The sequence below is a fragment of the Neisseria sp. HMSC065D04 genome, from assembly GCF_001815675.1.
Classification (GTDB): Bacteria; Pseudomonadota; Gammaproteobacteria; order Burkholderiales; family Neisseriaceae; genus Neisseria.
In genome coordinates, this window is sequence record NZ_KV821462.1 from 27,400 (window position 1) to 53,972 (window position 26,573).

24 protein-coding genes, 2 tRNA genes and 1 pseudogene are annotated in these 26,573 nt (G+C 52.9%); 10 read left to right on the forward strand and 17 right to left on the reverse strand.

Annotated elements, in window-relative coordinates; genetic code table 11:
• The first annotated feature begins 120 nt into the window (after positions 1-120).
• Together HMPREF3050_RS00560 and HMPREF3050_RS00565 are read left to right on the forward strand one after the other, a co-directional pair.
• Complete coding sequence (locus HMPREF3050_RS00560) at positions 121-1,029, forward strand: Dyp-type peroxidase (RefSeq protein WP_070773108.1); 909 nt, start codon at positions 121-123, stop codon at positions 1,027-1,029.
• 158 nt (positions 1,030-1,187) lie between these two features.
• Positions 1,188-3,413, forward strand: a complete 2,226-nt coding sequence (locus HMPREF3050_RS00565) for a DNA internalization-related competence protein ComEC/Rec2 (RefSeq protein ID WP_094113270.1) — start codon at positions 1,188-1,190, stop codon at positions 3,411-3,413.
• Between the two features lie 214 nt (positions 3,414-3,627).
• On the opposite strand, the gene HMPREF3050_RS00570 is transcribed toward HMPREF3050_RS00565, so the two are convergent.
• Positions 3,628-3,855, reverse strand: a complete 228-nt coding sequence (locus HMPREF3050_RS00570; protein ID WP_070603489.1) for a branched-chain amino acid ABC transporter — start codon at positions 3,853-3,855, stop codon at positions 3,628-3,630.
• Between the two features lie 82 nt (positions 3,856-3,937).
• Positions 3,938-4,141: a cold-shock protein gene (locus HMPREF3050_RS00575; protein WP_002217533.1), complete on the reverse strand. Its 204-nt coding sequence runs from the start codon at positions 4,139-4,141 to the stop codon at positions 3,938-3,940.
• 311 nt (positions 4,142-4,452) lie between these two features.
• Between HMPREF3050_RS00575 and clpS the strand changes: the two genes are divergently transcribed.
• A complete protein-coding gene (clpS, locus tag HMPREF3050_RS00580) occupies positions 4,453-4,764 on the forward strand; it encodes an ATP-dependent Clp protease adapter ClpS (RefSeq protein WP_003755322.1) in 312 nt (103 codons plus the stop codon).
• Position 4,765: 1 nt separating this feature from the next.
• Positions 4,766-7,051 (forward strand): ATP-dependent Clp protease ATP-binding subunit ClpA, encoded by a 2,286-nt coding sequence (gene clpA / locus HMPREF3050_RS00585; RefSeq protein ID WP_009311929.1) that lies wholly within the window; start codon positions 4,766-4,768, stop codon positions 7,049-7,051.
• A 69-nt stretch (positions 7,052-7,120) separates the two neighbouring features.
• Here the strand turns inward: clpA and xerD are convergent, their stop codons facing one another.
• The 11 genes and pseudogenes from xerD to HMPREF3050_RS14740 form a co-directional block, all read right to left on the reverse strand.
• A complete protein-coding gene (gene xerD, locus HMPREF3050_RS00590; RefSeq protein ID WP_070773109.1) occupies positions 7,121-7,996 on the reverse strand; it encodes a site-specific tyrosine recombinase XerD in 876 nt (291 codons plus the stop codon).
• 170 nt (positions 7,997-8,166) lie between these two features.
• Positions 8,167-8,604: a peroxiredoxin gene (locus tag HMPREF3050_RS00595; RefSeq protein WP_003742666.1), complete on the reverse strand. Its 438-nt coding sequence runs from the start codon at positions 8,602-8,604 to the stop codon at positions 8,167-8,169.
• 108 nt (positions 8,605-8,712) lie between these two features.
• Entirely contained in the window at positions 8,713-9,348 is a 636-nt protein-coding gene (locus HMPREF3050_RS00600) for a deoxynucleoside kinase (RefSeq protein WP_070773110.1), read from the reverse strand.
• Positions 9,349-9,569: 221 nt separating this feature from the next.
• Positions 9,570-10,064 (reverse strand): 2-amino-4-hydroxy-6-hydroxymethyldihydropteridine diphosphokinase, encoded by a 495-nt coding sequence (gene folK / locus HMPREF3050_RS00605; RefSeq protein ID WP_070773111.1) that lies wholly within the window; start codon positions 10,062-10,064, stop codon positions 9,570-9,572.
• Positions 10,065-10,079: 15 nt separating this feature from the next.
• Complete coding sequence (locus HMPREF3050_RS00610) at positions 10,080-10,454, reverse strand: SirB2 family protein (RefSeq protein ID WP_049226782.1); 375 nt, start codon at positions 10,452-10,454, stop codon at positions 10,080-10,082.
• A 52-nt stretch (positions 10,455-10,506) separates the two neighbouring features.
• A complete protein-coding gene (locus tag HMPREF3050_RS00615; RefSeq protein ID WP_070773112.1) occupies positions 10,507-11,076 on the reverse strand; it encodes a tRNA 5-(aminomethyl)-2-thiouridylate-methyltransferase MnmM in 570 nt (189 codons plus the stop codon).
• A gap of 81 nt (positions 11,077-11,157) precedes the next feature.
• Complete coding sequence (gene hfq, locus HMPREF3050_RS00620; RefSeq protein ID WP_003755341.1) at positions 11,158-11,448, reverse strand: RNA chaperone Hfq; 291 nt, start codon at positions 11,446-11,448, stop codon at positions 11,158-11,160.
• 368 nt (positions 11,449-11,816) lie between these two features.
• Positions 11,817-13,274 carry a ribosome biogenesis GTPase Der gene (der, locus tag HMPREF3050_RS00625; RefSeq protein WP_070773113.1) on the reverse strand — a complete coding sequence of 486 codons (1,458 nt, stop codon included), beginning with the start codon at positions 13,272-13,274 and terminating at the stop codon, positions 11,817-11,819.
• A gap of 845 nt (positions 13,275-14,119) precedes the next feature.
• On the reverse strand, positions 14,120-14,749 hold the full coding sequence (locus HMPREF3050_RS00630; RefSeq protein WP_003778117.1) for a YfgM family protein: 630 nt from the start codon (positions 14,747-14,749) through the stop codon (positions 14,120-14,122).
• The gene (hisS, locus tag HMPREF3050_RS00635) at positions 14,750-16,045 is read right to left on the reverse strand and encodes a histidine--tRNA ligase (protein ID WP_070773114.1); all 1,296 of its coding nucleotides are present in this window, start codon (positions 16,043-16,045) and stop codon (positions 14,750-14,752) included.
• 288 nt (positions 16,046-16,333) lie between these two features.
• A pseudogene (locus HMPREF3050_RS14740) lies at positions 16,334-16,396 on the reverse strand (transposase); the annotation flags it as partial.
• Positions 16,397-16,438: 42 nt separating this feature from the next.
• Here HMPREF3050_RS14740 and trkA point away from each other — a divergent pair.
• The gene (gene trkA / locus HMPREF3050_RS00640) at positions 16,439-17,851 is read left to right on the forward strand and encodes a Trk system potassium transporter TrkA (RefSeq protein WP_070773115.1); all 1,413 of its coding nucleotides are present in this window, start codon (positions 16,439-16,441) and stop codon (positions 17,849-17,851) included.
• A gap of 138 nt (positions 17,852-17,989) precedes the next feature.
• Positions 17,990-18,715 carry an SIMPL domain-containing protein gene (locus tag HMPREF3050_RS00645; RefSeq protein ID WP_070773116.1) on the forward strand — a complete coding sequence of 242 codons (726 nt, stop codon included), beginning with the start codon at positions 17,990-17,992 and terminating at the stop codon, positions 18,713-18,715.
• A 70-nt stretch (positions 18,716-18,785) separates the two neighbouring features.
• On the opposite strand, the gene panC is transcribed toward HMPREF3050_RS00645, so the two are convergent.
• From panC to HMPREF3050_RS00665, 4 genes are all read right to left on the reverse strand, one after another.
• Positions 18,786-19,622: a pantoate--beta-alanine ligase gene (gene panC, locus HMPREF3050_RS00650; RefSeq protein ID WP_070773117.1), complete on the reverse strand. Its 837-nt coding sequence runs from the start codon at positions 19,620-19,622 to the stop codon at positions 18,786-18,788.
• 171 nt (positions 19,623-19,793) lie between these two features.
• Positions 19,794-20,582, reverse strand: coding sequence for a 3-methyl-2-oxobutanoate hydroxymethyltransferase (gene panB / locus HMPREF3050_RS00655; protein WP_039405907.1), 789 nt, complete (start codon positions 20,580-20,582; stop codon positions 19,794-19,796).
• 132 nt (positions 20,583-20,714) lie between these two features.
• A tRNA-Thr gene (locus tag HMPREF3050_RS00660) sits at positions 20,715-20,790 on the reverse strand.
• 36 nt (positions 20,791-20,826) lie between these two features.
• Positions 20,827-20,902, reverse strand: a tRNA-Thr gene (locus HMPREF3050_RS00665).
• A 242-nt stretch (positions 20,903-21,144) separates the two neighbouring features.
• Between HMPREF3050_RS00665 and HMPREF3050_RS00670 the strand changes: the two genes are divergently transcribed.
• From HMPREF3050_RS00670 to HMPREF3050_RS00685, 4 genes are all read left to right on the forward strand, one after another.
• Positions 21,145-21,936: a polyamine aminopropyltransferase gene (locus HMPREF3050_RS00670; RefSeq protein WP_070773118.1), complete on the forward strand. Its 792-nt coding sequence runs from the start codon at positions 21,145-21,147 to the stop codon at positions 21,934-21,936.
• Positions 21,937-22,039: 103 nt separating this feature from the next.
• Positions 22,040-22,684, forward strand: a complete 645-nt coding sequence (locus HMPREF3050_RS00675; RefSeq protein WP_009311957.1) for an alpha/beta hydrolase — start codon at positions 22,040-22,042, stop codon at positions 22,682-22,684.
• A 183-nt stretch (positions 22,685-22,867) separates the two neighbouring features.
• On the forward strand, positions 22,868-24,622 hold the full coding sequence (locus HMPREF3050_RS00680; protein ID WP_070773119.1) for a peptidoglycan DD-metalloendopeptidase family protein: 1,755 nt from the start codon (positions 22,868-22,870) through the stop codon (positions 24,620-24,622).
• Between the two features lie 400 nt (positions 24,623-25,022).
• On the forward strand, positions 25,023-26,525 hold the full coding sequence (locus tag HMPREF3050_RS00685; protein ID WP_003763010.1) for a S41 family peptidase: 1,503 nt from the start codon (positions 25,023-25,025) through the stop codon (positions 26,523-26,525).
• Positions 26,526-26,573: the final 48 nt, after the last annotated feature.

Consider the following 26,573-nt stretch of genomic DNA (forward strand, 5'->3'; position numbering starts at 1 on the left):
CCTTGTCCTGATTTAAATTTAATCCACTATATCATATCCGCCCTTTCAGACGAGGTCGTCTGAAAACCTTAAATGCTATAATACCGCCTGAAAAATCCAATAAACCGAAAAGGAAAGACAATGAACCGCCCGCAAACCGCCATCATCCCCGATCACGCCCAAGCCGGCATATTCATCGAAGCCGACATCCGCGACGGTCGCTACGACGACATCAAAACCGCCTGCAAAACTTCGCTTGAAGCCTTGGCGAAGCTGAAAACCCGCTTTCCCAAAGATATTTTAGGCATGACCATCGCCTTCGGCAGCGAAGCATGGAAAGCGTTCGGACATGCAGAAGAAGGCAGCGAAATCAAGCCCTTCCCCGTGATGGGCAACGGTCTTGCACCCTCAACCCAACACGATATCTACATCCACATCCAAGCCTGCCGCCAAAAAGCCGCCTTCGCACTCGCCCAATCCGTCTTTGCCGCATTCGGCGACAGCATCAGCATCGCCACCGAAGAACACGGTCTGCGCCTGTATGAAGACCGCGGACTGGACGGCTTCGTCGATGGCACCGAAAACCCGCAAGGCGATGAAAACGTCCGCAATGTCGCCATTATTCCCGAAGGCCGACCCGATGCCGGCGGCAGCTACGTCCTGCTGCAAAAATACCTGCACGACCTGAAAAAATGGGATGCCGTCCCCGTTGCCGAACAAGAAGCCAGCGTCGGCCGCAGCAAAGAAACCAACGAAGAATTCAGCAAAGACGTTCGCCTGCCTGATTCGCATTTGGGCCGCGTCAACCTGAAAGAAAACGGCGTGGGTCTGAAAATCGTCCGCCGCAGCCTCCCCTTCGGCAAACTCAGCGGCGAACACGGCCTGATGTTCACCGCCTACTGCCACACCCTGCACAACATCGAAGTACAGCTTTTACATATGTTCGGCGATGCCGACGGCAAAACCGACCTGCTGCTCAAGCATCTTTCCACCGCCGTGTCCGGCGCATATTACTACGCCCCTTCGGTCGAGCGTTTGCAGAATTTGTAAAACCGCGTTGCCGATGTGAAATATTGAAGCCCTAAGACAAAAGGTCGTCTGAAAACTTGAGATTCAGGTTTTCAGACGACCTTTTTCATGACGTTTGTAGGAAATTCAATTATTATCCCCACCTAATTTCAAAACTAATAATAAAAAGGGAAACAGTTTTGCTGAAATATTATGGATTGCCGTTTTGGACAGTCGGCGTCATCGCCTCGTTCGCTTTGCCGTCCATACCGCATTGGGCTGCGTGGCTGGCGGCGGCATTGGTTTTGCTGGCGGCTTCGCGGCGGTTTGCGGTGGCGGGAATGATGCTGTGTGTCCTGCTCGGTGCGGCTTACGGCGTGTTTCGGACGGAAGCGGCTTTGTCGGCGCAATGGCCGCTGAACGGGGCTTCGGAGTCAGTGTTGACGGTTGAAGTCGCGGATATGCCGCGCGGCGACGGGCGGCGGGTGCAGTTTGCGGCGAAGGCGTGTACGGAGGATGGGCAGCAGTTTGATTTATTGCTGTCGGATTATCAGAAACGCGATTGGGCGGTGGGCAGCCGCTGGAAGGTGTCGGCACGGCTCAAGCCGGTTATCGGCGAAGTGAACCTGCGCGGGCTGAACCGCGAGGCTTGGGCGTTGGCAAACGGTTTGGATGGTGCGGGTACGCTGGGCAAAGGCAGGAGCTTGGTTCGCGAGGGCGGCGGTGTCGGCTTGGCGGTGTGGCGCGATGCGGTCAGCCGCCGTTGGCAGGCTGTCGGGGCGGACAGTCCGGATTTTTCGGACGGTATCGGTCTGATGCGGGCTTTGAGCATAGGCGAACAATCGGCGTTGAGACCCGAACTGTGGCAGGCGTTCCGACCTTTGGGCTTGACGCACTTGGTCAGTATTTCGGGGCTGCACGTTACGATGGTGGCAGTTTTGGCGGGTTGGCTGGTCAAACTGATTTTCAGACGACTGCCTTGGATACCGGCAAAACCGCGCGTGTGGATTTTGGCGGGCGGCGCGGCAGGGGCTTTGTTTTATGCGCTGCTGGCGGGTTTTTCTGTGCCGACGCAGCGAAGCGTCTTGATGTTGGCAGCGTTTGCCTGGGCTTGGTGGCGCGGCAGTCTGTCTTCGGGCTGGACGGCGTGGTGGCAGGCTTTGGCGGTGGTGTTGCTGCTCGATCCATTGGCAGTTTTGGGCGTGGGTACTTGGCTGTCGTTCGGCTTGGTTGCCGCCTTGATTTGGGCTTCGGCAGGTCGTCTGAAAGAACGCGGCTGGCGTTTGGCTGTACGCGGACAATGGGCGGCGACGGTGTTGTCGGTGGTATTGTTGGGCTATATTTTTGCGTCGTTGCCCATCATCAGCCCTTTGGTCAATGCGGCGATGATTCCTTGGTTTTCTTGGGTATTGACGCCTTTGGCGCTGCTGGGGTCGGTGTTGCCGTTCGCGCCTTTGCAATGGGCGGCGGCTGGTTTGGCGGAATACACTTTGCGCGGCTTGGTTTGGCTGGCGGAGGTGTCGCCTGAATTTGCCGTAGTCGCCGCGCCTGTGCCGCTGTTGATTTTGGCTTTTGCGGCAGCCTTGCTGTGGCTGTTGCCGCGCGGTCTGGGTTTGCGGCCTTGGGCGTGTTTGGTGTTGGCTGGATTTGTGTTTTACCGCCCCGACCGCTTGGACGACGGGTTGGCGCGAATTACCGTGATGGATGCGGGACAGGGTTTGTCGGTGTTGGTACAAACGCGCAACCGCAATCTGTTGTTTGACACGGGTACGGCGCAGGCGGCGCAAACGGGTATCGTGCCAAGCCTGAACGCCATGGGCGTGCGCCGTTTGGACACGCTGATTCTGTCGCATCACGACAGCGACCACGACGGCGGTTTGGACGCCGTTTCCGATATTGAAATCGGCGAAACGCTGGCGGGACAGCCTGAGTTTTATCCGACCGCAAAATTTTGCGCCGAAGCGCAATGGCAATGGGACGGCGTGGATTTCGAGTTATTGAGGTCGTCTGAAAACCCGGTCAGTGAAGACAATGACCGAAGCTGCGTCTTGCGCATCGTTTCCGACGGGCAGGCATTGCTGGTTACGGGCGATTTGGGCGTCAAAGGCGAAGCGGGGCTGGTAGAACGCTACGGCAGCTCACTGTATAGCCAGGTTTTGATATTGGGACACCACGGCAGCAATACGGCTTCATCCGGCGGTTTCCTCAACACAGTCGCGCCCAAATACGCCGTTGCCTCCAGCGGCTACGCCAATGCTTACAAACACCCCACTCCCGCTGTCCAAAACCGCGTCCGCGCACACGGCGCGACTTTGTTGCGGACGGATTTGTCGGGTGCATTGGTATTTGAGCTGGGCGGAGATGAAATCTTCAAAGGTCGTCTGAAAAAGGATAAGTTTTATTGGCAGAAAAAGCCGTTTGAGTAAATGTGTTCGCTGTATGGAAGAATTGGCTTTTCAGACGACCCCAAAGCCTCTATGCCGTAAAAATATAGTTATCCTTGCTTTATGTGAATCCAGTTGTGGATATATCGGATTAACAGTTGATACTAAAAGGAAAAATAAGACTGCCCAAAAAACAGGCAGGGGCGAAATAGAGATTTCAGACGACCTTCATCACGCGTTTGTGCATTATCCGTCTTCATTTACCGTCGCCCAAATGGCGGCGGTAAAACCGGTCAATATCCGCTATCGCTTTTTCATCATTCGGCCTCAAATCGATTTTCAAATCGGCAAGCCGTATCAGCATCAGGTCTTCTTGTTCCGCCACCGCGCAGCTGACTTCCTCGCTGCTGCGCAGATGCGCGATGAGTTCGTCCAACTGCCGCAGGGCGTTTTCGTAGGCGGCGTTTTGTTTGTCTTCTGCCATGTGGATTCCGTTTCTTATAGACAATAAAAAATGGCGGGGAATCAATCCCGCCATTATTCTACGGCATACGCCGCACGTTTAATTAAGCAGCCTGAATGTTAGCAGCTTGTTTGCCTTTAGGGCCGGTGGTTACGTCGAAAGACACGCGTTGGCCTTCTTTCAGGGTTTTGAAACCTTCCATGTTGATCGCTGAGAAGTGAGCGAACAGATCTTCGCCGCCTTCGTCAGGAGTGATGAAACCAAAACCTTTAGCGTCGTTAAACCATTTTACGATACCGGTTGCCATTAGAAACTTCCTATACTTAAAAATTAACAAAATCAGCAAAATAAGGCATACAGCAAACTTAAACGTTCAGCGTTTCTCCCTAGCTTTATATACTTGGTCGAGTGCCAGCTTCTGCTTAACCGTCTTTTTACATTTGTTAAGCCAAAACGTCAAGCCATACAAGGGAAAAAGTGCGAAAATGGCGGAAACCGACCAAAATACAACAGAAATCGAAATAAACCTTATAATCACTATATTTATAGATTCATTTGATATCAAACCTTTCACAAGGTCGTCTGAAAACAAACCCTCTTCCACAAAGCCAAAAAATTATGAACAACCCAAACACACATCACGAATCCGATACACTTTTAAGCGACCAAAAAACCGCCCCGCCGAAACGTTACGGCGTATTTTTGCTGAACGACGATTACACCACGATGGAATTTGTCGTCGAAATCCTGACCGAAATCTTCATGCTCGGACAGGAGCAGGCGGTGGCGGTAATGCTCTTGGTTCATCACGAAGGCAAAGGCTTGTGCGGCACTTACACACGGGACATCGCCCAAACCAAGCAGCAGCAGGTCATGCAGCGGGCAAAAGCCGAAGGGCATCCGCTGCAATGTATTGTCGAGGAGATTTAATATGCTTTCACCCGAATTGGAACAGATTTTGCAGCAGCTTTACCGCGAGGCGCGTAAGGCTCATTATGAATTTATCAGCCTCGAGCATCTGCTTTTGGTGTTAATCGAAGAAGACGCCTCCGTCCCCAACGTCCTCAAGCTCTGCGGCGCGGATTTGAAAGTGTTGTCCGAACAGCTCGCCGCCAGCGTTGCCGAAAATACCCCGCAGATTCCCGACCACCTTTTGGACACGGTCGAAACCCAGCCCACGCTCGGCTTCCAACGCGTCATCCAGCGGGCGATGGTGCATACCCAATCCGCAGGCAAAGGCTTGGTCGAGCCTTTGGACGTTTTGGTGGCGCTGATGAGCGAAACTGACAGCCATGCCGTCTATTTCCTCAAACTGCAATCGGTTACGCGTTTTGAAGTTTTGCGCTGCATTGCCCACGGCGCAACCGAAGACGACGAACACAAAGGCTTTTCAGACGACCCCGACAATGATTCAGACGACCCCGTCGAATCGAAAAGCGGCTCGTTGTCAGACTACACCGTCAACCTCAACGCCGAAGTCAAAGCCGGCCGCATCGACCCCTTAATCGGCAGAAAACACGAAATGGAACGGCTGGTACAAATCCTGTGCCGCCGCCGCAAAAACAATCCGCTTTTGGTCGGCGAAGCAGGCGTGGGCAAAACCGCGCTGGCAGAAGGCTTGGCGCATCAAATCGTCAACGGCGACATTCCCGACGCGCTCAAAGATGCCGAAGTGTACGCGCTGGATATGGGTTCGCTTTTGGCGGGTACGAAATACCGCGGCGACTTTGAAGCGCGGGTCAAATCCGTCTTGAAACAGCTCGAAAAAATCCCACACGCCATTTTGTTTATCGACGAAATCCACACCATCATCGGCGCGGGCAGCACCAGCGGCGGCACGATGGACGCGTCCAACCTGCTCAAACCCGCGCTGGCGAAAGGCTCGCTGCGCTGCATCGGCGCGACCACCTACGACGAATACCGTACCATTTTCGATAAAGACCACGCCTTAAGCCGCCGCTTCCAAAAAATCGACGTGGTCGAACCCACCGTCGCCGAAACCGTGCAAATCCTGCGCGGCTTGAAACCAATGTTCGAAGGCTTCCACCAAGTGCGCTACACGCAAGGCGCACTCGAAGCCGCCGCCGAACTCTCCGCCCGCTACATCAACGAGCGTTTCCTGCCCGACAAAGCCATCGACGTGATGGATGAAGCAGGCGCGGCGCAACGGATTTTGCCCAAATCCAAACAGAAAAAAGTCATCGGCAAAGCGCAAATCGAAACCGTCATCGCCAAAGTCGCGCGGATTCCCGAAAAAACCGTGTCGCACGACGACAAACAAGTGCTGCAATTCCTCGGCCGTGATTTGAAAAACATGGTTTACGGTCAGGAAAACGCCATCGACGCGCTGGTTGCCGCCGTCAAAATGTCGCGTTCCGGTCTCGCCCTGCCCGACAAACCCATAGGCAGCTTCCTCTTCTCCGGCCCGACCGGCGTCGGCAAAACCGAAGTCGCCAAACAGCTTGCCTACTCGATGGGCGTACCGCTGCAACGCTTCGACATGTCCGAATACATGGAGCCCCACGCCGTATCGCGCCTTATCGGTGCGCCGCCGGGCTACGTCGGCTTCGACCAAGGCGGCCTTTTGACCGAAGCCGCCAACAAACATCCGCACTGCGTATTGCTCTTGGACGAAATCGAAAAAGCCCACCCCGACATTTTCAACGTCCTCCTGCAAGTTATGGATGCAGGCAAACTGACCGACAACAACGGCAAGAGCGCGGATTTCCGCAACGTCATCCTGATCATGACCACCAACGCAGGCGCGGAAAGCCTCAGCCGCCCCAGCCTCGGCTTTACCGCCAAGCGCGAACGCGGCGACGAAATGCAGGCGATCAATAAACTCTTCACGCCCGAGTTCCGCAACCGCTTGGACGCGATTATCCCATTTGCGCCCTTGTCCGAACCCGTCATCGCCAAAGTCGTGGACAAATTCCTGCTCCAGCTCGAACACCAGCTCCTCGACAAAAAAGTCGAAGCCGAATTCACGCCGGCATTGCGCAAATATCTGGCGGAAAAAGGTTTCGACCCGCAAATGGGCGCGCGCCCGATGCACCGCCTGATTCAGGAAAAAATCCGCAAACCGCTCGCCGACGAACTCCTGTTCGGCAAACTCGCCGACGGCGGCTTCGTGCGGATAGACTGGGATGCGGCGAAAGAAGAAGCCGTGTTGAAATTCAAGAAAAACAAAGCCAAACCTGAAGCAGCCGCGGTTTGACGGATAAAGGCAAAAGGTCGTCTGAAAACGAGATTTCTGTTTTCAGACGACCTTTTTCAATGGAATCGTTTAATTCCGCGAATGGTGTTCGTCGACGATGTTTTTCAGTCGGATGTTGGCGACGTGGGTGTAGATTTGGGTGGTGTTGATGTTGGCGTGTCCGAGCATGAGCTGTACGGCGCGCAAATCGACGCCATGGTTGACGAGATGGGTGGCGAAAGCGTGGCGCAGGCCGTGCGGGCTGAGTGAGGTAATGCCGGCGGCGTCTGCATAATTTTTGACAATCATCCATGCGAGTTGGCGGGAGATGCCGCTGCGTTTTTGGCTGACGAAGACTTCGTCGCAGATTTTGTTTTTGAGCAGTAGCGGGCGCGATTCGGCGCAATAGCGTTCGACCCAGTAAACGGCTTCTTCGCCCATAGGCACGATGCGCAGTTTATCGCCTTTGCCTATGGTGCGGATGCAGCCGCGGTTGAGGTCGAGGTCGCCCAGTTGGAGCTTGACGGCTTCGGTTACGCGCAAACCTGTGGCGTACATGACTTCAAGCAGGGCTTTGTCGCGCAAGCCGTGCGGCGTGTCGGTATCGGGCGCGGCGAGCAGGTTTTCGATTTGCGCTTCGGTAATCAGGGTGGGCAGCTTTTGCGTCTGTTTCGGGGCTTTGAGGAAACGGGTCGGGTTGTCCGTCCGACGCTCGGTTTCTTCCATCCAGGCGTATAGGCGTTTGCAGGCAGACAGGGCGCGCGCCTGCGAGCTATGTTTTTCGTCCGCCGCATAGACGGCATCTGCCAAATCGGCGGCTTCGGCATCCAACCAAGTATGCCCGCCCGCTTCCAAACGCACGGCGATTTTTTCCAGATCACGGCGGTAGCCTTGCAAGGTGTTATGGCTGAGACGGTCTTGCAGCCACAGCGATTCGAGCAGTTTGTCTATGAGTTCGTCGGTCATGGGGTTTTACGGGCAGTCCGAAGATGGTGTGTATCGTGGATTTAATATGAATCAGGACAAGCCAACCCTGCCCTGACTGACATCTATTATAAAAGGTCGTCTGAAAATAGAAACCTGCTGGGCAGAGCCTGCCATGTTCGTTTTCAGACGACCTTTTGCTGCATTACGGTTTATCGGGACAGTGTTTCCAATACTTCCTGCGCGTGTCCGGCGACTTTGACTTTGCGCCATTCGTGGATGATTTCGCCGTTTGCGTCCAATACGAATGTGCTGCGTTCAATACCCAAAGACTCTTTGCCGTAGAGCTTTTTCAACTTGATCACGTCAAACATTTTACACACGGTTTCATCTTTGTCGCTCAACAATTCAAAATTGAAACCTTGTTTGGCGCAGAAATTCTGATGCGATTTCACGCCGTCGCGCGAGATGCCGACGACGGTATAGCCGAGTTCTTTGAATTGCGGCAAACGGGCGTTGAAATCCAAGCCTTCGGTGGTGCAGCCGGGCGTGCTGTCTTTGGGGTAGAAATAGACAATCAGCGGCAGATGTTCGGCAGAATCAAAGTCGTTGCCGCTGCTTGAGGGCAAAGTGAATCGGTATTGGGTCATGATGTCTCCTTTCAGACGACCTAAGACGGAAACGTAGAAGCGGGCAAGGAATAAAATGAATCCCCAACATAGCCGCTTCGGCGTTTCACCACAATCTTACAAACTGCGTCAGCCTTCGCTCAAATTCAGATAATTGCGCGTTCCCTGCAAATCGTTCAGCGCATTGAGCAACAGTTGGAAATGTTCGTCATTGCCTTGCAAGTCCAACTCGTCGGCATTGACGGTCAGCAGCGGGGAATTTTGATAAAGGTGGAAAAACTGGCTGTATCCCTCGTGTATCCGCCCCAAATAGCCTTCGGGGAAAAGATTGATGATGCCGTCGCCGCGTTTTTGCAGGCGTTTGCGGTTGCCGTCCACAGCGGTTTGCAGGTAGATCACCAAATCGGGCGCGGGATACTGCGGCAGGATTTTTTGTTTCAAATCGGCAAAGAGCTGCTGCTCGTCTTCATTCAACACGACCGGCGTGAAAATCCGGTCTTTTTCCAACAGGAAATCGGCGACCACCATGCCGCCTTGTGCGTATTCGTTTTTGATGATGTCCACGCTTTCGGCGCGGCGCATCAGGAAAAAAAGCTCGGTTGCCAAGCCGTGATGGGAGGCGTTGGCGTAAAACTTCATGAGGAAGGGGTTGTGTTCGGGGTTTTCCGCCAGCGACAGCGCGCTGAAATGTTCTGCAAGGCGGCGGCTCAAGGCGTTTTTCCCGCTGCCGATGGAGCCTTCGACGACAATATAACGGTAGTTCATGGTTTGATGGATGATTTTGTTTTGATATTTTGGAAAGGTGGCATTTTATCAGACCGACGGAGTTTGCCCAAACCTGCCGCCGTCCTTCTTGAAAGGTCGTCTGAAAAAGGAAACTGCCAAGCCATTTCCCTTTTCAGACGACCTCTTGAACCTAGTTGCTTCAAATATAAACTTTGACACGCGATTGAAGCAAACAGATGTTTTTATTTCACCGTCTTGCTTCAAACGGCTTCTAACAGGCGTATCCCTTCCTCGCCCAAAGCAGCCGCCAAATCCGCCGCCCGTCCGTGTCCGCTCAAAACAAAATCGGGCAGGATTTCAGCCAGCGGCTTCATCACAAAGCTGCGTTCGTGCGCGCGCGGATGCGGCAGGGTCAGATGCGGGTCGTTGCTGGAAATGCCGTCAAAATCGATGATGTCCAGATCCAATGTGCGCGGGGCGTTTCGGAACGTGCGTTCCCGCCCGAAATCCGCCTCGATACGGTTCAACACGGCAAGCAGCGAAACGCCGTCCAATGAAGTGCGGACGGAACAGACGGCGTTGACGAAATCAGGCTGATTGTCGTAGCCGACCGGCGCGGTTACATACAGCGAGGAAGTTTTTTCGATTTGAATCTGCGGATGCGCCTCTAACGCAGACAAGGCAGCGCGGACTTGGCGGGCAGGTTCGGCAAGGTTGCTGCCCAAGGCGATGACGGCAAAATGGGTTTGCGGCATTTTCAGACGACCTTTTTAAAACGGCAGCGTTTTGGTTTTGGCAAGATAGACGATGCAACCGACGCAAGCCATTGCCAAAACATAAACGGTATAAAACTTCGGCGAACGCGGACGGGCGCGCATCATGACCATGCCCAAGCCGATGTAAACCAGCAGCAGCAGGATTTTGCTGCCGAGCCAAGGCGCATTGAAAGGCGAAAAATGGGTAATCTTCATCAGCCACAAGCCGGTAAAGAGCAGCATGGTGTCGTTCAGGTGGGGAAGGGCTTTCCAGATGCCCGCCAAAGGTTTGTCGGGATGCCGCCAAAGCAGGAAGAAGCGGATATTGAACACCAAAATGGTGATGGTGACGAAAATCTGATGGCTGTATTTTACAAACAGATATTGCATAGCGGTCGCACGTTATTGTTTTTGAAAGAAGCGCCTATTCTACCCCAAACATTCATTCTTGACGTAACTTTTCAAACGCCAACAAATACGGCGGGCGGTTGCGGCGGTTGATAAAACCATAACGCAAAACGGCAAATTCATCCTGCAGCAGCTGCCGCGCCCAATCTTCGATTGCCTGCGCTTCATGCAGCCCCGCCTCATGCCCGGGATACAGGACGGCAACCGCCAGCCCGCCCGTTTTCAGCAGCGACAAGGCGGATGCCAACGCACGGATACTGGTTGCCGCTTCTGTCGTACAGCTTTTATCGCCGCCGGGCAGCCAGCCGAAATTGAATACCGCCGCGTCCAACGGTTCGCGGATGTGGGTGGCTAGATTTTCATGTCCGTCCAATATCAATTCCACCCTATCCGCCATGCCCGCTTCTTCCAAGCGCATTCGGGTGTTTGCCAATGCCTGCTCTTGAACGTCAAACGCCCACACTTTCCCACCGCTGCCGACCGAACGCGCCAGCATCAGCGTATCGTTGCCGTTTCCCGCCGTACCGTCCAAAGCGCGGGCATCGGGTTTTAAGGCTTGTTTGAGAAGCGAGTGTGCAAAAGGGAGGATGTTTTCGAGCTGCATAAAATTAAAGGTCGTCTGAAAATAAAAATACCTTACCGGCCAAGCGGTAAGGTATCAGAATCGATTAATGCGTTACATACATTATTCGGCAGGTTGTTGCACGGTCTCAACTTGAACCGGGGCAGCCGCGGCGGCTTGGGGTTTGTTCTCGTGTTGCAGGCTTACGGCACGGGCAGGAACAATTGTTGAGATGGCGTGTTTATAAACCATTTGGGTAACGGAAGTATTACGCAGCAGAACGACGTATTGGTCAAACGACTCGACTTGGCCTTGCAGTTTGATACCGTTGACCAGATAAATCGAAACCGGAACGTGCTCTTTACGCAACGCATTCAAAAAAGGATCTTGTAACATTTGTCCTTTAGCTGTCATATTCTAAGCTCCATTATTATGATTTTGAAATCGTTTTGAAAACGAACATGAGTCGGATTGTAGACCCGAACGAGAAAAATTACCAACTATTTTTCCGTAAGAATATGCAAACATCTATCAAACAACGGGCTTCTCAACGATTTTCTACCCCAATGTATTAAAAATTCATTTCAATACAAACAATTTTTGCAATCAGACATACGGCGGAGAATTTGGATTTTCAGACGACCTTGCCATCAAACAAAATCTTTTTATTACAAAATCTTAGCCAACCAACTCCAAAAAGGATTCACCTCCAACCGCCCTATTCGTCCCGACAGCAATCTAAAAGGGGCAAGCCTCGCGGTGTACCCCTTGTTCCGTCAGATTTATTTGCTGTGCTGTTTTTTCACGCTGACTTTGGTTTTCTTTTTAAAACGGTTTTTCTCTTCCTTGCGGCCCTCGCGTTTCTCGATGCGGTTGCTCAGGCTGACGCGGCGCAGCGGTTTTTTCTTCGGTTTGTCTTCCGCATTTTCATACGGGTTTTCCGAAACATTGTATTGAATCCGCAGCGGCGTGCCTTGCAGGTTGAAGGCTTTGCGGAACGTCTGGGTCAGGTAGCGCGTATAGCTGTCGGAAATCGCGTGCAGCGAATTGCCGTGTACCACAATCACGGGCGGGTTCATGCCGCCTTGGTGGGCATAACGCATTTTCGGGCGCACCAAACCTGCGCGCGGCGGCTGTTGGCGTTCGATGGCGCTTTGCAGGACACGGGTGATTTTCGGCGTCGGCATCTTAATCATGGCGGCGTTGTAGGCGGCCTGAATGCTGTCGAACAATCCGTCGATACCGCGTTCTTTCAATGCGGAAATGAAGTGGAACTTGGCAAAATCGAGGAAATACAGTTTGCGGGAAATGTCGCGTTTAATCTGCTCGCGCCGCTCTTCGCTGATACCGTCCCATTTATTGACGGCAACCACCAGCGCGCGCCCTGCTTCCAAGGCGAAACCGGCAATCGTGGCATCTTGGTCGGCGATGTCCTGCTGCGCGTCCAATACCAAAACGGCAACGTTTGCCGCCTCAACCGCCTGCATCGCTTTGATAACGGAGAACTTTTCCACAGCCTCATCGACTTTGCCGCGACGGCGCACGCCTGCGGTATCGATGATGGTAAACGGTTTGCCTTCGCGTTCAAAATCAATGTGGATGCTGTCGCGCGTCGTGCCTGCCATATCGAAGGCAATCACGCGCTCTTCACCGAGAATGGCGTTAACCAGCGTGGATTTGCCGACGTTCGGACGACCGATAACGGCAAAAACGGGATGTTTAACGTCGGCTTCTTCGGCTTCAGGGTCAGGGAATTTTTCTAAAATTTCTTCAATCAGGTAATACACACCGTCGCCGTGTGCGCCGGAAATAACGTGCGGTTCGCCCAATGCCAGCTCGTAAAACTCGGCGGCAAGCACGGCTCTGTTGCCGCCCTCGCCTTTGTTTACCGCCAGATAAACGGGGCGCGGGCTTTGGCGCAGACGGTCGGCGATGATTTTGTCTTGCGGGGTCAGACCTGTGCGGCCGTCCACCAAGAACACGACGGCGTCGGCTTCATCAACAGCCTGCAAAGTCTGCTTCGCCATTTCGTGCAAAATGCCGCTGTCCACAACCGGCTCAAAACCGCCGGTATCGATGACGAGATAAGGTTTGCTGCCGATTTTGCCGTGTCCGTAATGGCGGTCGCGGGTCAAGCCGGGCAGGTCATGCACAAGCGCGTCTTTGGTGCGCGTCAGGCGGTTGAACAAGGTGGATTTGCCGACGTTCGGGCGGCCGACAAGGGCGATGGTGGGTTTCATGATGGGGTCTTTCTGTGTCAAGTGTCGGTTCGGAAGCGAACCAGCAACACGAGCAGGTGTTTTCAAAACACGGTAGGTTAAAAAGGATAAGGGGTCGTCTGAAAAATAGATTCAACAGCAACAATGGCTTGAGCTGGAATATCCATCCTGTACAGCCATCTTCGACTTGGTGAACTTGTCTGCGTCCATCAACTTCAAATACGGTATGGCAAGTTTCATCCGGTCATAATTAATGGATTTTACACAATGAAAAAGATCATCTTAACATCACTATTCATTTTTCTCCCTGTGAATTTCGGGATTGGCTTATTGTTCGGCGTTTATCAAACAGACCAACCACTCAAAATCATAGTCTCATTAATTATCAGCACGCTCTTTTATATCGTACCTATGTATATTCTACTCAAACGCAAAGCCAAATAATCTGCCTTTTCAGACGACCTGTTCGGCGAATCTTGTCTCTGCATGATACGTCTTCAAACAAAAGGTCATCTGAAAATATAGTGGATGGAAATTGCAATGATACGGCGTTGCCAACGCCCTTATGTACTGTGGATTAACTTTAAACCAGTACGGCGTTGCCTCGCCTTAGCTCAAAGAGAACGATTCTCTAAGGTGCTGAAGTACCAAGTGAATCGGTTCCGTACTATCTGTACTGTCTGCGGCTTCGTCGCCTTGTCCTGATTTAGAGTTAATCCACTATATTATCTGTACACAGCGTGCGTTGCCGCCTTGTCTCATTTTTATTTTAATCTACTATATAAAATGGAACACAATTAAAACAGACAAGGCTTGCCGGAAAGATTCCGACAAGCCGCATACGTCTTTCAATTTTTCAGACGACCTTATTTTTGCGAATCCAGCTTCATTTGCAGCAATTCGCGTTCGATGGCGTCTTTAGGCAGCTTTTCCAAAGCCTGCTGATAACTTTGCGCGGCTTCTTTGGTTTTGTTTTGCGCGGCATAAACATCGCCTTTCGCTTCCAAAAGCAGCGGCTCGAAATCTGCTTCAACTTTCGTATTCAAGGCTGCAATCGCGGCATCGTATTTTTTCTGCTGCAACAGGACGATGCCCAAACGCTGCGCCGCCAATGCTTGAATCAGCGGGGCTTTTTGGTTTTTCAACACCCAGTTCAGATGACCTTCCGCCACGTCGTAACGGCGGGCATCATACTCGGTCGCAGCCGCCATCAGCGTCGCTTGCGCGGCGGCAATGGAGTCCGGATAATTTTGCTGGAGGTTGGTCAAATCGGCATTCACTTCGGCTTGCGAGGCTTTTGCCTGCATTTTATCGACGATTTTCGCCAATACTTCGGCAGCTTCCTGACTTTGCGAGGCTTTATGGCTCTTATACATGGTATAGCCCAAATAGCCCAACGCCGCCGCAATCAGCAGGGCAAACAGCCATCGGCCGGTACTTTTCCAAAAGTATTTAAAATTGTCTAATTCTTGTTGTTCTTCGAGATGGGCTGCCATTTATGCGTTCTTCCATTGTTGTAAAGTGTGGATTAAATCGTCGGCGGCGACGGTTTGCTGACCGTGTGCGCCGTTCATGTCTTTAAGCGTAACCGTACCGTTCGCCAATTCGTCTTGCGCAACAATCAGAGCAAAGCGCGCGCTGCTGTTGTCGGCTTTTTTCATTTGTGATTTCAGGCTTTGATAGCCGGAATGCTGCATCACGTTGAAACCTTGTGCGCGTAAGGCTTGCGCGTATTTCATCACTTGCAAATCCGCACCCTCGCCCTGATGCATGGCGTACACGTCAGGCGCGGCATTGACTTCCAGCGAACCGTATTCGCTAACCAGCAGCAGCAAACGCTCGATACCCATTGCAAAACCGATGGACGGCGCAGGCGTACCGCCAAGTTCTTCAATCAAACCGTCGTAACGGCCGCCGCCACACACCGTCGCCTGCGCGCCGAGTTTGTCAGTCGTCCATTCAAAAACGGTTTGGTTGTAATAATCCAAGCCTCGCACCAGTCGCGGGTTTTCGACGTATTGAATGCCCAAGCCTTCCAACATGGCTTTGAAACGGCTGTAATGATTGCGCGATTCCTCGCCCAGATAATCGGTCAGATGCGGCGCGGCATTGCAGATTTCCTGCAAATCGGGATTTTTGGAATCCAAAACGCGCAACGGATTGGTTTTCAGACGACGTTTGCTGTCTTCGTCCAATTTGTCTTCATAACGGGTCAGATATTCGACCAAAGCCGCACGGTGCGCCGCACGCTCTTCGCGGTTACCCAAGCTGTTGATTTCCAAAGTCAGGTAATCGCGGATACCCAGCTTGTCCCACAAATCCGCCGACATCGCGATGATTTCGGCGTCGATGTCCGGACCTTCAAAACCCAACGCCTCGATACCGACCTGATGAAACTGGCGGTAGCGTCCTTTTTGCGGACGCTCGCGGCGGAACATCGGCCCCATGTACCACAGCTTTTGCGGGCTGTTGTACAACAGATTGTGTTCGACCACCGCACGCAGGCAGGATGCCGTACCCTCCGGCCGCAGACTCAGGCTCAAAGAATCGTTGGAATCGGAAAAAGTGTACATTTCCTTACCGACCACATCGGTTTCTTCGCCGATGGAGCGGACAAACAAACCCGTCTGCTCGACAATCGGCGTACGGATTTGCTGATAACCATAAGCACGCGTCCAGCGGCCGACCACATCTTCAAATGCCTGCCAAAACGCAGCGGTCAGCTTGAAATCTTTTTGTTCGACGGGCAAAAGGTCGTTCATGCCTTTGACGGATTGGATTTTTTGTGCCATTTCAAATAGGGATACCGTAATCAAAATAGTCGGCAATTATAGCTGATTTTTAAGGAGTTGTGAGGTTTCGGCAATGAAGGATTTGGGCTAAAAGGTCGTCTGAAAACCGGTGCGGCGATTTTTCAGACGACCCCATATATTCCAAGCAGCCGAAATGCGGCAAGGATGGCATTGTAGCCTTTTTATTTTGTTTTATAGTGGATTCACTGTTAAACCAGTACAACGTTGCCTCGCCTTAGCTCAAAGAGAACGATTCTCTAAGGTGCTGAAGTACCAAGTGAATCGGTTCCGTACTATCTGTACTGTCTGCGGCTTCGTCGCCTTGTCCTGATTTAAATTTAATCCACTATATTATACAATCCCATCATCCTTACCCAACCCCCCGCCCAAACCGTGAAAATCCTCATCCTCGGCAGCGGACAGGTCGGCTCGACCGTCGCGCAAAACCTCGCCTCCGTTTCCAGCAACGACGTTACCGTTATCGACATCGACGAAAAAGCCCTGCAACACATCGGCAGCCGCCTCGACGTCCAAACCATACTCGGCAACGGCGCATCCCCGTTTATCCTCGAACAGGCGGGCGCGGCGGATTCCGACCTTCTGCTCGCCCTGACCCGCAGCGACGAAACCAACATCGTCGCCTGCAAAATCGCCGCCGATCTCTTTAATATCCCCAGCCGCATTGCCCGCGTGCGTTCCAGCGAATATCTGGAATACCCCTACCCTGAAAACGACGATACGGAAAACGGCAGCCTTACCGTCTTCGACATTACCGAAACCATCAGTCCCGAACAACTCGTTACCGAACAGCTCGTCGGGCTGCTCAGCTACACCAGTGCGTTGCAGGTATTGCGGTTTGCCGACGACAAAGTCCGCATGGTCATCGTACAGGCGCGTAAAGGCGGGCTGCTCGTCAACCGTGAAATTGCCGACATCAACCAACACCTCCCCGAAGGCGTGGACTGCCAAATCTGCGCCATATACCGCAACAACCGCCTCATCGTCCCCACGCCGCAAACCGTCATTATCGAAGGCGACGAGGTACTTTTTGCCGCCGACATCAGCAGCGTCAACATCATCATGCGCGAACTGCGTCCCAAAGAGGCGCGCACACGCCGCATCATGATTGCCGGCGGCGGCAACATCGGCTACCGCCTCGCCAAGCAGCTCGAATCCAAATACGACATTAAAATTGTCGAATACAACCCCCGCCGCGCCGAGTGGCTCGCCGAAAACCTCGACAACACCCTCGTCCTGCAAGGCAACGCCACCGACGAAACCCTGCTGGACGAAGAATACATCGACGAAATCGACGTATTCTGCGCCCTGACCAACGACGACGAAAACAACATCATGTCCAGCCTGTTGGCGAAAAACCTTGGTGCAAAACGCGTTGTCACCATCGTCAACCGATCCAGCTACGTCGATTTGCTCGAAGGCAACAAAATCGACATCGTCGTGTCACCGCACCTCATCACCATCGGCTCCATCCTCGCACACATCCGCCGAGGCGACATCGTTGCCGTCCACCCCCTCAGACGCGGCACCGCCGAAGCCATCGAAGTCGTCGTCCACGGCGACAAAAACACTTCCGCCATCGTCGGCAGGCGCATCAGCGGCATCAAATGGCCGGGCGACTGCTACATCGCCGCCATCGTTCGTGCCGAAACGGGCGAAGTCATCATGGGGCACCACACCGACACCATTGTCCAAGACGGCGACCACATCATCTTCTTCGTCTCCCGCCGCCGCGTCCTGCCCGAACTTGAAAAACTCATCCAAGTCAAAATGGGCTTTTTCGGCTGACACCGTCAAAGGTCGTCTGAAACCTGTTGCAGCAAAGTCAGAACCTTTTTCAACTTCATTGAAGCTGCACTTTCAGACGACCTGATACAAATTATCCAATACCATTTGTTTCCACACCCGATACCAAAAGGAAAAACCATGTTACGCCCCATCCTTGCCGCCCTCATACTCGCAACCGCCCTGCCCGCCGCAGCCGAAACCGACACCCTTCATTACAACATCGTCGAATTTGCCGAATCCGCCAATCTCGAAATAACCCGCGATACCATGACCGCCTACTTCAGCATTGCTTCCGAAGGCAAAGACCGCGCTACGGCGAACAAAGCGTTTCAGAAAAAATTCAACGACTTCAACAAAGCCGTACAAAACAACAAACTCCAAACCGAAATCCTCAACCGCAGCGCCAGCCCACGCTATGAATACAACAACAACGGCAAACGCATCCAAATAGGCTGGGAAGAAGAAGCCGTGTTCAAAGTCGAAAGCAAAGACTTTGACGCAATCAACCGCCTGATTGACGAAACGCTGCAAACTGCCACACTCAACCGCATCGGCTTCAGCATATCCAAAGAAAAACGCGAAGCCGCCGTCGATCAAGTCAGCAAAGCCGCCATCCTGCGCTTCAAAGACCGCGCGCAAGACTTAGCGAAAACGCTCGGTTTTTCCAACTACAAAATCGTCAAACTCAATTTAGGCCACATCGGCAACCGTTCCATAGACAACGGTTTCGCCCGCGCCAAAATGATGAATACCGAAGCTGCCATGTTCAAGCGTTCGGCAAGCGACGAAAACAACGCTATCCAAACCCCCTCTCCCGGCTCAGAAGAAATCAGCATCACAGTCAACGGCTTGGTGCAGATGTAAAACGCTCCCAAACAAAAAGGTCGTCTGAAACCCAAACCGGTTTTCAGACGACCTTTTTCCATTCCAACAATCAGGCCAAGCTGACTTCCACGTTGTCAATCAGACGCGTCGTTCCCAAGCGGGCGGCGGCGAGAACGACGAGGGCTTTGTCGCCGGTGCGTGCGACGGCGAGGCTTTCAGCATGGCGGATTTCGACGTAATCGACCACCCAGCCCGCTTCGGTCAGGCGGCGGACGGTTTCTGTCTCCAGACCGACGTAATCGAGATTGCCGTTTTTGAGTTCGGCGGCGACGCGCTGCAATTCGCGGTACAGACGCGGGGCTTCGGCGCGTTCGGCTTCGCTGAGGTATTGGTTGCGGCTGGAAAGCGCAAGTCCGTCGGGAGCGCGGCCGGTATCGACGGGAATGATGTCGATATTGAAATTCAGGTCTTCGACAAAGCCTTTGATAATCGCCAACTGCTGATAGTCTTTTTTGCCGAAGCAGGCGGTATCGGGTTGAACGATGTTGAACAGTTTGCTGACGACAGTAGCGACACCGCGGAAATGTCCGGGGCGGAATTTGCCGCACAATTCGTTTTGAAGGTTGGGCGGTTCGACGTTGAAACGTTGCTCGACATGGGGATACAGCTCTTTTTCGTCAGGTGCGAACACGACGGCTACGCCTTCGTTGGCGAGTTTGTCGGCGTCTTGCTGCAAGGTGCGCGGGTATTTGTCGAAATCCTCGCCCTGTCCGAATTGCAGGCGGTTGACGAATATGCTGACGACGACGTTGTCGGCGCGTTTTTTGGCTTCGCGAACGAGGGCGAGATGGCCTTCGTGCAGATTGCCCATAGTCGGTACAAAGGCAACGCTGCCTGCGTTTTTGCGCCATTCGCGTAATTCTTTAATGGTATGAATGATTTGCATGGTGGAAAATGTCCTTTATCTTTTTCGGGATTGCGGCGCGCAGCCGCTGTATTTTGTCAGCCCGAAAATCACGCGCCGATTATACGCTGGGAACACGGACAAACAAAGGTCGTCTGAAATTCGGTTTTCACGATGAAAACCTTTTCAGACGACCTTTTTCAGTTGAGGGTATCAAGCAAACGAATGTTCCGCAGCGGGGAAGGTTTTGGCTTTGACTTCATGGACATAGGCTTCAACGGCGGCCTGAATGCTATCTTTACCCTGCATGAAATTTTTGACGAATTTGGCGGTTTTGCCCGGAAAAATGCCGAGCATATCGTGCATGACCAAAACTTGCCCGTCGCAATCCACACCTGCGCCGATGCCTATGGTCGGGCAAGAGACGGTTTCGGTTACTTTTTTCGCCAACTCCGCCGGCACGCATTCCATCAGTACGATGGCGGCACCCGCTTGGTCGTGTGCTTTCGCATCTGCCAACAAGGCTTCCGCCTTATCGCCCCGCCCCTGCACTTTATATCCGCCAAACGCAAACACGGACTGCGGGGTCAAGCCGATATGGGCGCAGACGGGAATGCCGCGCATTTGCAGGAATTCGGTGGTTTCCGCCATCCAAACGCCGCCTTCGAGTTTGACCATATGCGCGCCTGCCGCCATCAGTTCGGCAGCGGCGGCAAACGCCTGTTCTTTACTCTGTTGATACGCACCAAAAGGCAAGTCGCTGACAATCATCGCGTTTTCCGTACCGCGCGCGACGTTTTCAGTGTGGTAACACATATCGCGCAGGCTGACAGGCAGCGTGGATTTGCGCCCCTGCACGGTCATGCCCAAGGAATCGCCCACCAGCAAGACATCGACTCCGGCGTTATCCATCAACGCGGCAAAGCTGGATTCATAGGCGGTCAGCATGGCGATTTTTTCGCCTTCTGCCTTCATCTTTTGCAGTGTGTTCACAGTAATCATTAGAATGTATTCCGCCTTTTTCAGACGACCTTTTAGATTAAAACGGGCTATTATAGTGAAATGCCCGCTGCCCTGCCACCCGAACGGCAAACGCAAAACAGCCCGACTGCTTCCACAATCGGGCTGTTTGATTGGTGCCGGCACCAAGAGTCGAACTCGGGACCCCCTGATTACAAGTCAGGTGCTCTACCAACTGAGCTATACCGGCTTACTGAAATACCTTGCGGCACCTTCAGCGATAAACTGGTGCCGGCACCAAGAGTCGAACTCGGGACCCCCTGATTACAAGTCAGGTGCTCTACCAACTGAGCTATACCGGCAAAGAAGCCGAATTATGCCGTTAACTGCCCCGCTTGGCAAGAGCCTGTCGCCCACAAAGTAAATTTTTATAAAAAATATCTGATTTAAAAAGAAATTTATTTCAGACGTAATGATTACCCCATATATAAACCAAGCCGCTCAGGCATATAGCCGAAAGGTCGTCTGAAAAACAACCGCACAAAAAGCATTTCAGACGACACTCTGATAAAATACTCCCCTTTCCCCTCCATCCGTCCACATCATGCCACGACACCCCTACCGCCGCCTGCGCCCCGCCAAGTCCGACCTGCCCGAAGTCGGCATTTCCGAAGAAGGCAACATCCGCTCGTTGCATTTGGGCAGCGACACCATCCAAAGCTCGATGAACCTCGACCATCCCGCCGAACTGGTTTTGTCGTACAGCCGCGCGATGATGGGCTGGCTTCTGTTTGCGGAAGAAACGCCGAAACACATCACCCAAATCGGCTTGGGCGGCGGCTCGTTCGCGCGCTGGATAGACAGCTACCTGCCCGACACCAAGCAAACCGCCGTGGACATCAACCCTCAGGTCATCGCCGTCGCCCGCAGCCTGTTCGAGCTGCCGTTTGAAGGGGAAAACTTTGAAATCGTTGAAGCGGACGGCGCGGAATACATCAAAGTGTTCCGCCACAATACCGACGTGATTTTAGTGGACGGCTTCGACGGCGAACAAATCATCGACGCGCTGGTGGAAGAACCCTTCTTCCAAGACTGCCGCCACGCCCTCTCGCCCGACGGTGTGTTCGTCACCAACTGGTGGAGCGGTGACAAACGCTACCAACGCTTTATCGAACGCCTGCTCAACGTCTTCGAAGGCCGCGTGCTGGAACTGCCCGCCGAAAGCCACGGCAATATGGCGGTCATGGCGTTTCAAAGCAGCCCGAAAGAGCAAAACCTGGACAAGCTGAAAAAACGCGCGAAAAAGCTAAGCGGACAATACGGCTTGGATTTCAAGCGGATGTTGAACGATTTGAAAGCAAGCAACCCCAACAACGGCAAACATTTTTATCTGTGAGATGAGCAGGTCGTCTGAAAACCCAAATACAGATTGGGCGACGGCAACACCTGATAAAGCAATAACCCCGCCCTCACAGCACACACAAAATAAAGGAAAACCCATGTTGAAACCTGACATCATCCAAATATCCGGCCCTGTCGGCCTGCTCGAAACCATCTTCCTGCCTGCCGCGCAAACACCTGCACGCGGTGTGGCAGTCATCAACCATCCCAACCCGCTGCAAGGTGGCACGAACACCAACAAAGTCATCCAAACCGCCGCCAAAGCCTTATCGCAACTCGGTTTCCACTGCTACCTGCCAAACCTGCGCGGCGTAGGCAACAGTGAAGGCACACACGATTACGGACGCGGCGAAACGCAAGACTGCATCGCCGTCATCGACTATGCCCGCGCGCAACACCCCGAAGCCGAACTGTTCGCATTGGCAGGTTTCTCCTTCGGCGGCTATGTCGCCACCTTCGCCGCCCAAGAGCGCGAACCGGATTTGCTGTTGCTCATCGGCGCGGCAGTACACCACTACACCGACCGTCCCGAGCCTTCAGCCGTCCCTGACATTACCAAAACCCTGATGATTCATGGCGCAGAAGACGAAGTCGTTGAAATCAGCAAGGCTTGGACATGGGCGGAACCGCAAGGTTTGCCCGTCATCACCATCGCCGGCTCATCCCACTTCTTCCACGGCAAACTCATCGTCCTGCGCGATACCATCGCCCGATTCGTGCCGTCGGTTTTACAACAAAAATAAACGGAGCATCATATTAAATATTATGATGCCAAACCTTGCCGTGCAGCTTGTCCATACTGAATTCAATATGACAAACAACACAGCATGACCGCCGTTTTAATTGCCTAAACAATATTTTCAGACGACCCCGCTGACTATATAATTCCGCCTATTGCCTTTATTTTAACGATCCAGAATCCAATCATGCGTTACAAACCTCTTTTACTCGCCCTGCTCATCGGTTTCGCTTCGCCTTCTTTCGCCGCCAAAGATGCGCCCAAGGAAAAGGCTACACCTGTCAAAAAAAGCGTCAAGGAGAAAAAAGACGCCGAACCTGCTAAAAAAGAAGCTGCCAAAGACAAAGCCAAACCTGCCGCGAAAAACGCTAAGGACAAGGCAGATGACAAGCCCGTAGCCAAAAGCAAAAAGGAAACTGCCGAAGCGGCGAAAAACGAGCGTACCAAAGAACGCAAAAACGACAAAGAAACCAAAAAGCAAGATAAAACCGATAAAACCAAAAAAGGTGAAGCCAAAGCGGAAGAGAAGGCAGGCAAAGCCGTTCCCGCAAAAACCGAGCCTGTAAAAGGCAAAGACAAAGCGGCAGACAAACCCGCAGCCAAAAATAATGTAAAGGCAAAAAAAGAAGCCGCCGAGTTGCCTAAAAAAGACGAAGCAGCGGCAAAACAGGACAAAAAAACCGTCGAGAAAAAAACGGACAAAGCTGATAAGAAAACCGCTGCCGCCGATTCAGACGACTTCAAAGCCGCAGTAACCGCCGCCGCCAATGATTTGGAAAGCAAAAAATCGCTGCGCAGCCGCAACGAAGGTTTCATCATTCACGTTAATACCACGTTGAAACAGTTGCAGCAAAGCCGTATCAACTTATCCGCCATCAACCGCCAACAGCGCGACGCATGGGACAAGTTTCAAAAACTCAATGCTGATTTGAACTACCTGAAAACTCAGGTTTCCAACACGCGCGCGCAAATTTCCCGTTTCGTTTCAGGCAACTATAAAAACAGCCAGCCTAACGCCGTTGCCCTGTTCCTGAAAAATGCCGAGCCGGGTCAGAAAACCCGCTTCCTGCGTTACACCCGCTATATCAACACCGCCAACGATCAAGTCATCAAAGACCTTGAGAAGCAGCAAAAAGAGCTGGCAGCGCAAGAGCAGAAAATCAACAACGAGCTGGCATACCTGAAAAAACTTCAGGTCAACATTCAGTCCTCGCTGCGCCGCCAAGGTGTAACCAACACTGCCGAACAGGCTGAAAGCCGCCGCCAAAACGCGCAGATGGCAAAAGAGGCGCAGAAAAAAATCAACCACAAAGAAAACGAACAACGCCTGAACAATCTGTTGAAAGACTTGGAAAAGCGTAAAGCCGAGCAACGCCGCCAGGAAGCCGAAGCGCGAAAAAAAGCCGCCGAAGCCCGTCTTGCCGCCGCTGAAAAAGCGCGCAAAGACCGCGCCGCCGCCGCGCAAAAATCCGCCGACGAACGCGCCGCCATGTCCAACCTGACCGCAGAAGACATGAACATCCGCGCGCCTTCCTACGTCAGAATCAGCAATGCCAACAGCTTCAGCCGCATGCAGGGTCGTCTGAAAAAACCGGTCAGCGGCACGCTTGCCGGACTCTTCGGACAAGACCGCGGCGACGGTGAAGTTTGGAAAGGCGTGTTCTACCAAACGACTCCGGCAATCGTCAGCAGCATCGCCGGCGGTACGGTTACCTACGCCGATGAATTGGAAGGTTTCGGCAAAGTCATCGTCATCGATCACGGCGACGGCTATATCAGCATCTATTCAGGCTTAAGCGAAATCGAAGTCGCCAAAGGCTACGCCGTAGCCGCAGGCAACCGCCTGGGCATCAGCGGAACCCTGCCTTCGGGCATGGAGGGCCTGTATCTGGAAGTCCGCTACAACGGGCAGGCAATGAACCCGCTCTCCTGGATAAGCTGACCTGCAAACCGGTTTGACATTTTCAGACGACCTTTTGCCGTATCACGGGGTCGTCTGAAATTTAACAACCCGACCCGACGGCCCTATATTCAAAAGCTTTTACACCCGCGCAGATATTTTTTACGCTAACCCTGTTGTTTACCAAGCGTAAATCGCATACAGTCTTGCGAATGTATATTCAGGTCGTCTGAAGCAATATTTCCCACCCCGTTTCACAGTCATTACGGTCTGAAATGAAATAATATAGTGGATTAAATTTAAATCAGGACAAGGCGGAAGCCGCAGATACAGTACAGATAGTACGGCAAGGCGAGGCAACGCCGTACTGGTTTAAAGTTAGGCGAGGTAACGCCGTCCTGGTTTAAAGTTAATCCACTATATAAAAAGAAAGCCATTCATAATGTCAACATCCACTTTGAAAAAAGTCGCACTCTACACACTCGGCGCATTCAGCGGTGTCGCCCTCAGCTTGAGCGTTCAAAGCTTTGCCGCCGAAAAAGACAAAAAAGACAACGAAACCCTACCCGTACAATCCATCCGCAACATGGCGGAAGTCTACGGGCAAATCAAAGCCAATTATTACCAAGACAAATCCGACGCCGACCTCTTTGAAGGCGCGATGAAAGGCATGGTATCCGACCTCGATCCGCATTCCGAGTATATGGATAAAAAAGGCTATGCCGACATGAAAGAATCCACCAGCGGCGAATTCGGCGGCTTGGGTATGGAAATCGGTCAGGAAGACGGCTTTATCAAAGTCATCGCCCCGATTGAAGATACGCCCGCCGAGCGTGCAGGCGTGAAAAGCGGCGACTTCATCGCCAAAATCGACAACGTCTCCACACGCGGCCTGACCACCAGCGAAGCCGTGAAAAAAATGCGCGGCAAACCGGGCACCAAAATCACCCTGACCCTTTCGCGCAAAAACGTGGACAAGCCCATCGTCGTCAACCTGACCCGCGCCATCATCAAAGTCAAAAGCGTCCGCCACCACCTGCTTGAGCCGAACTACGGCTACATCCGTGTATCCCAATTCCAAGAGCGCACCGTAGCGGGCATCAACGAAGCCGCCAAAGCCCTGATTAAGGCAAACAAAGGCGCACCGCTCAAAGGCATCATCCTTGACCTGCGCGACGACCCGGGCGGTCTGCTTGACGGTGCGGTCGGTGTCTCTGCCGCCTTCCTGCCCGCAGACGCAAAAGTCGTCAGCACCAAAGGACGCGACGGCAAAGAGGGCATGGTATTGAAAGCCCGTCCCGAAGACTACATCCGCACGAGCGGCAGAGACCCGCTGGCAGATCTGCCCGCCGAGTTGAAAACCATTCCGATGACCGTGTTGATTAACTCAGGCTCCGCTTCCGCTTCCGAAATCGTCGCAGGCGCGCTGCAAGACCACAAACGCGCCGTCGTCGTCGGTACGCAAAGTTTCGGTAAAGGCTCGGTTCAAACCCTGATTCCGCTGTCCAACGGCAGCGCAGTCAAACTGACCACCGCGCTGTACTACACGCCGAACGACCGCTCGATTCAAGCGCAAGGCATCGTCCCCGACGTCGAAGTCAAAGACAAAGACCGCGCCTTTGAAAGCCGCGAAGCCGACCTCGCCGGACACATCGGCAACCCGCTCGGCGGCGAAGACGTCAACAGCAGCAACGAAATCAGCACGCCTGATTCAAACGAAGCCGCCAAAGCCGACGAAAACGCCAAGTCCAAAAAAGGCAAGGACAAAGAGAAAGACGAAGACCTCTCCAGCCGTCGTATTCCTAATCCTGCCAAAGACGACCAGCTCCGCAAAGCCTTGGATTTAGTCAAAAATCCAGCCGAATGGCAGAAGTCTTTAGGTTTGGCGGCGAAAAAACCGGCTCCGAAAAAAGACAAGAAAGACGGTAAAGACGAAAGCAAATAAGCCCAGTCCGAATCCTTGAAAAAAGGTCGTCTGAAAACGCTATCAGTT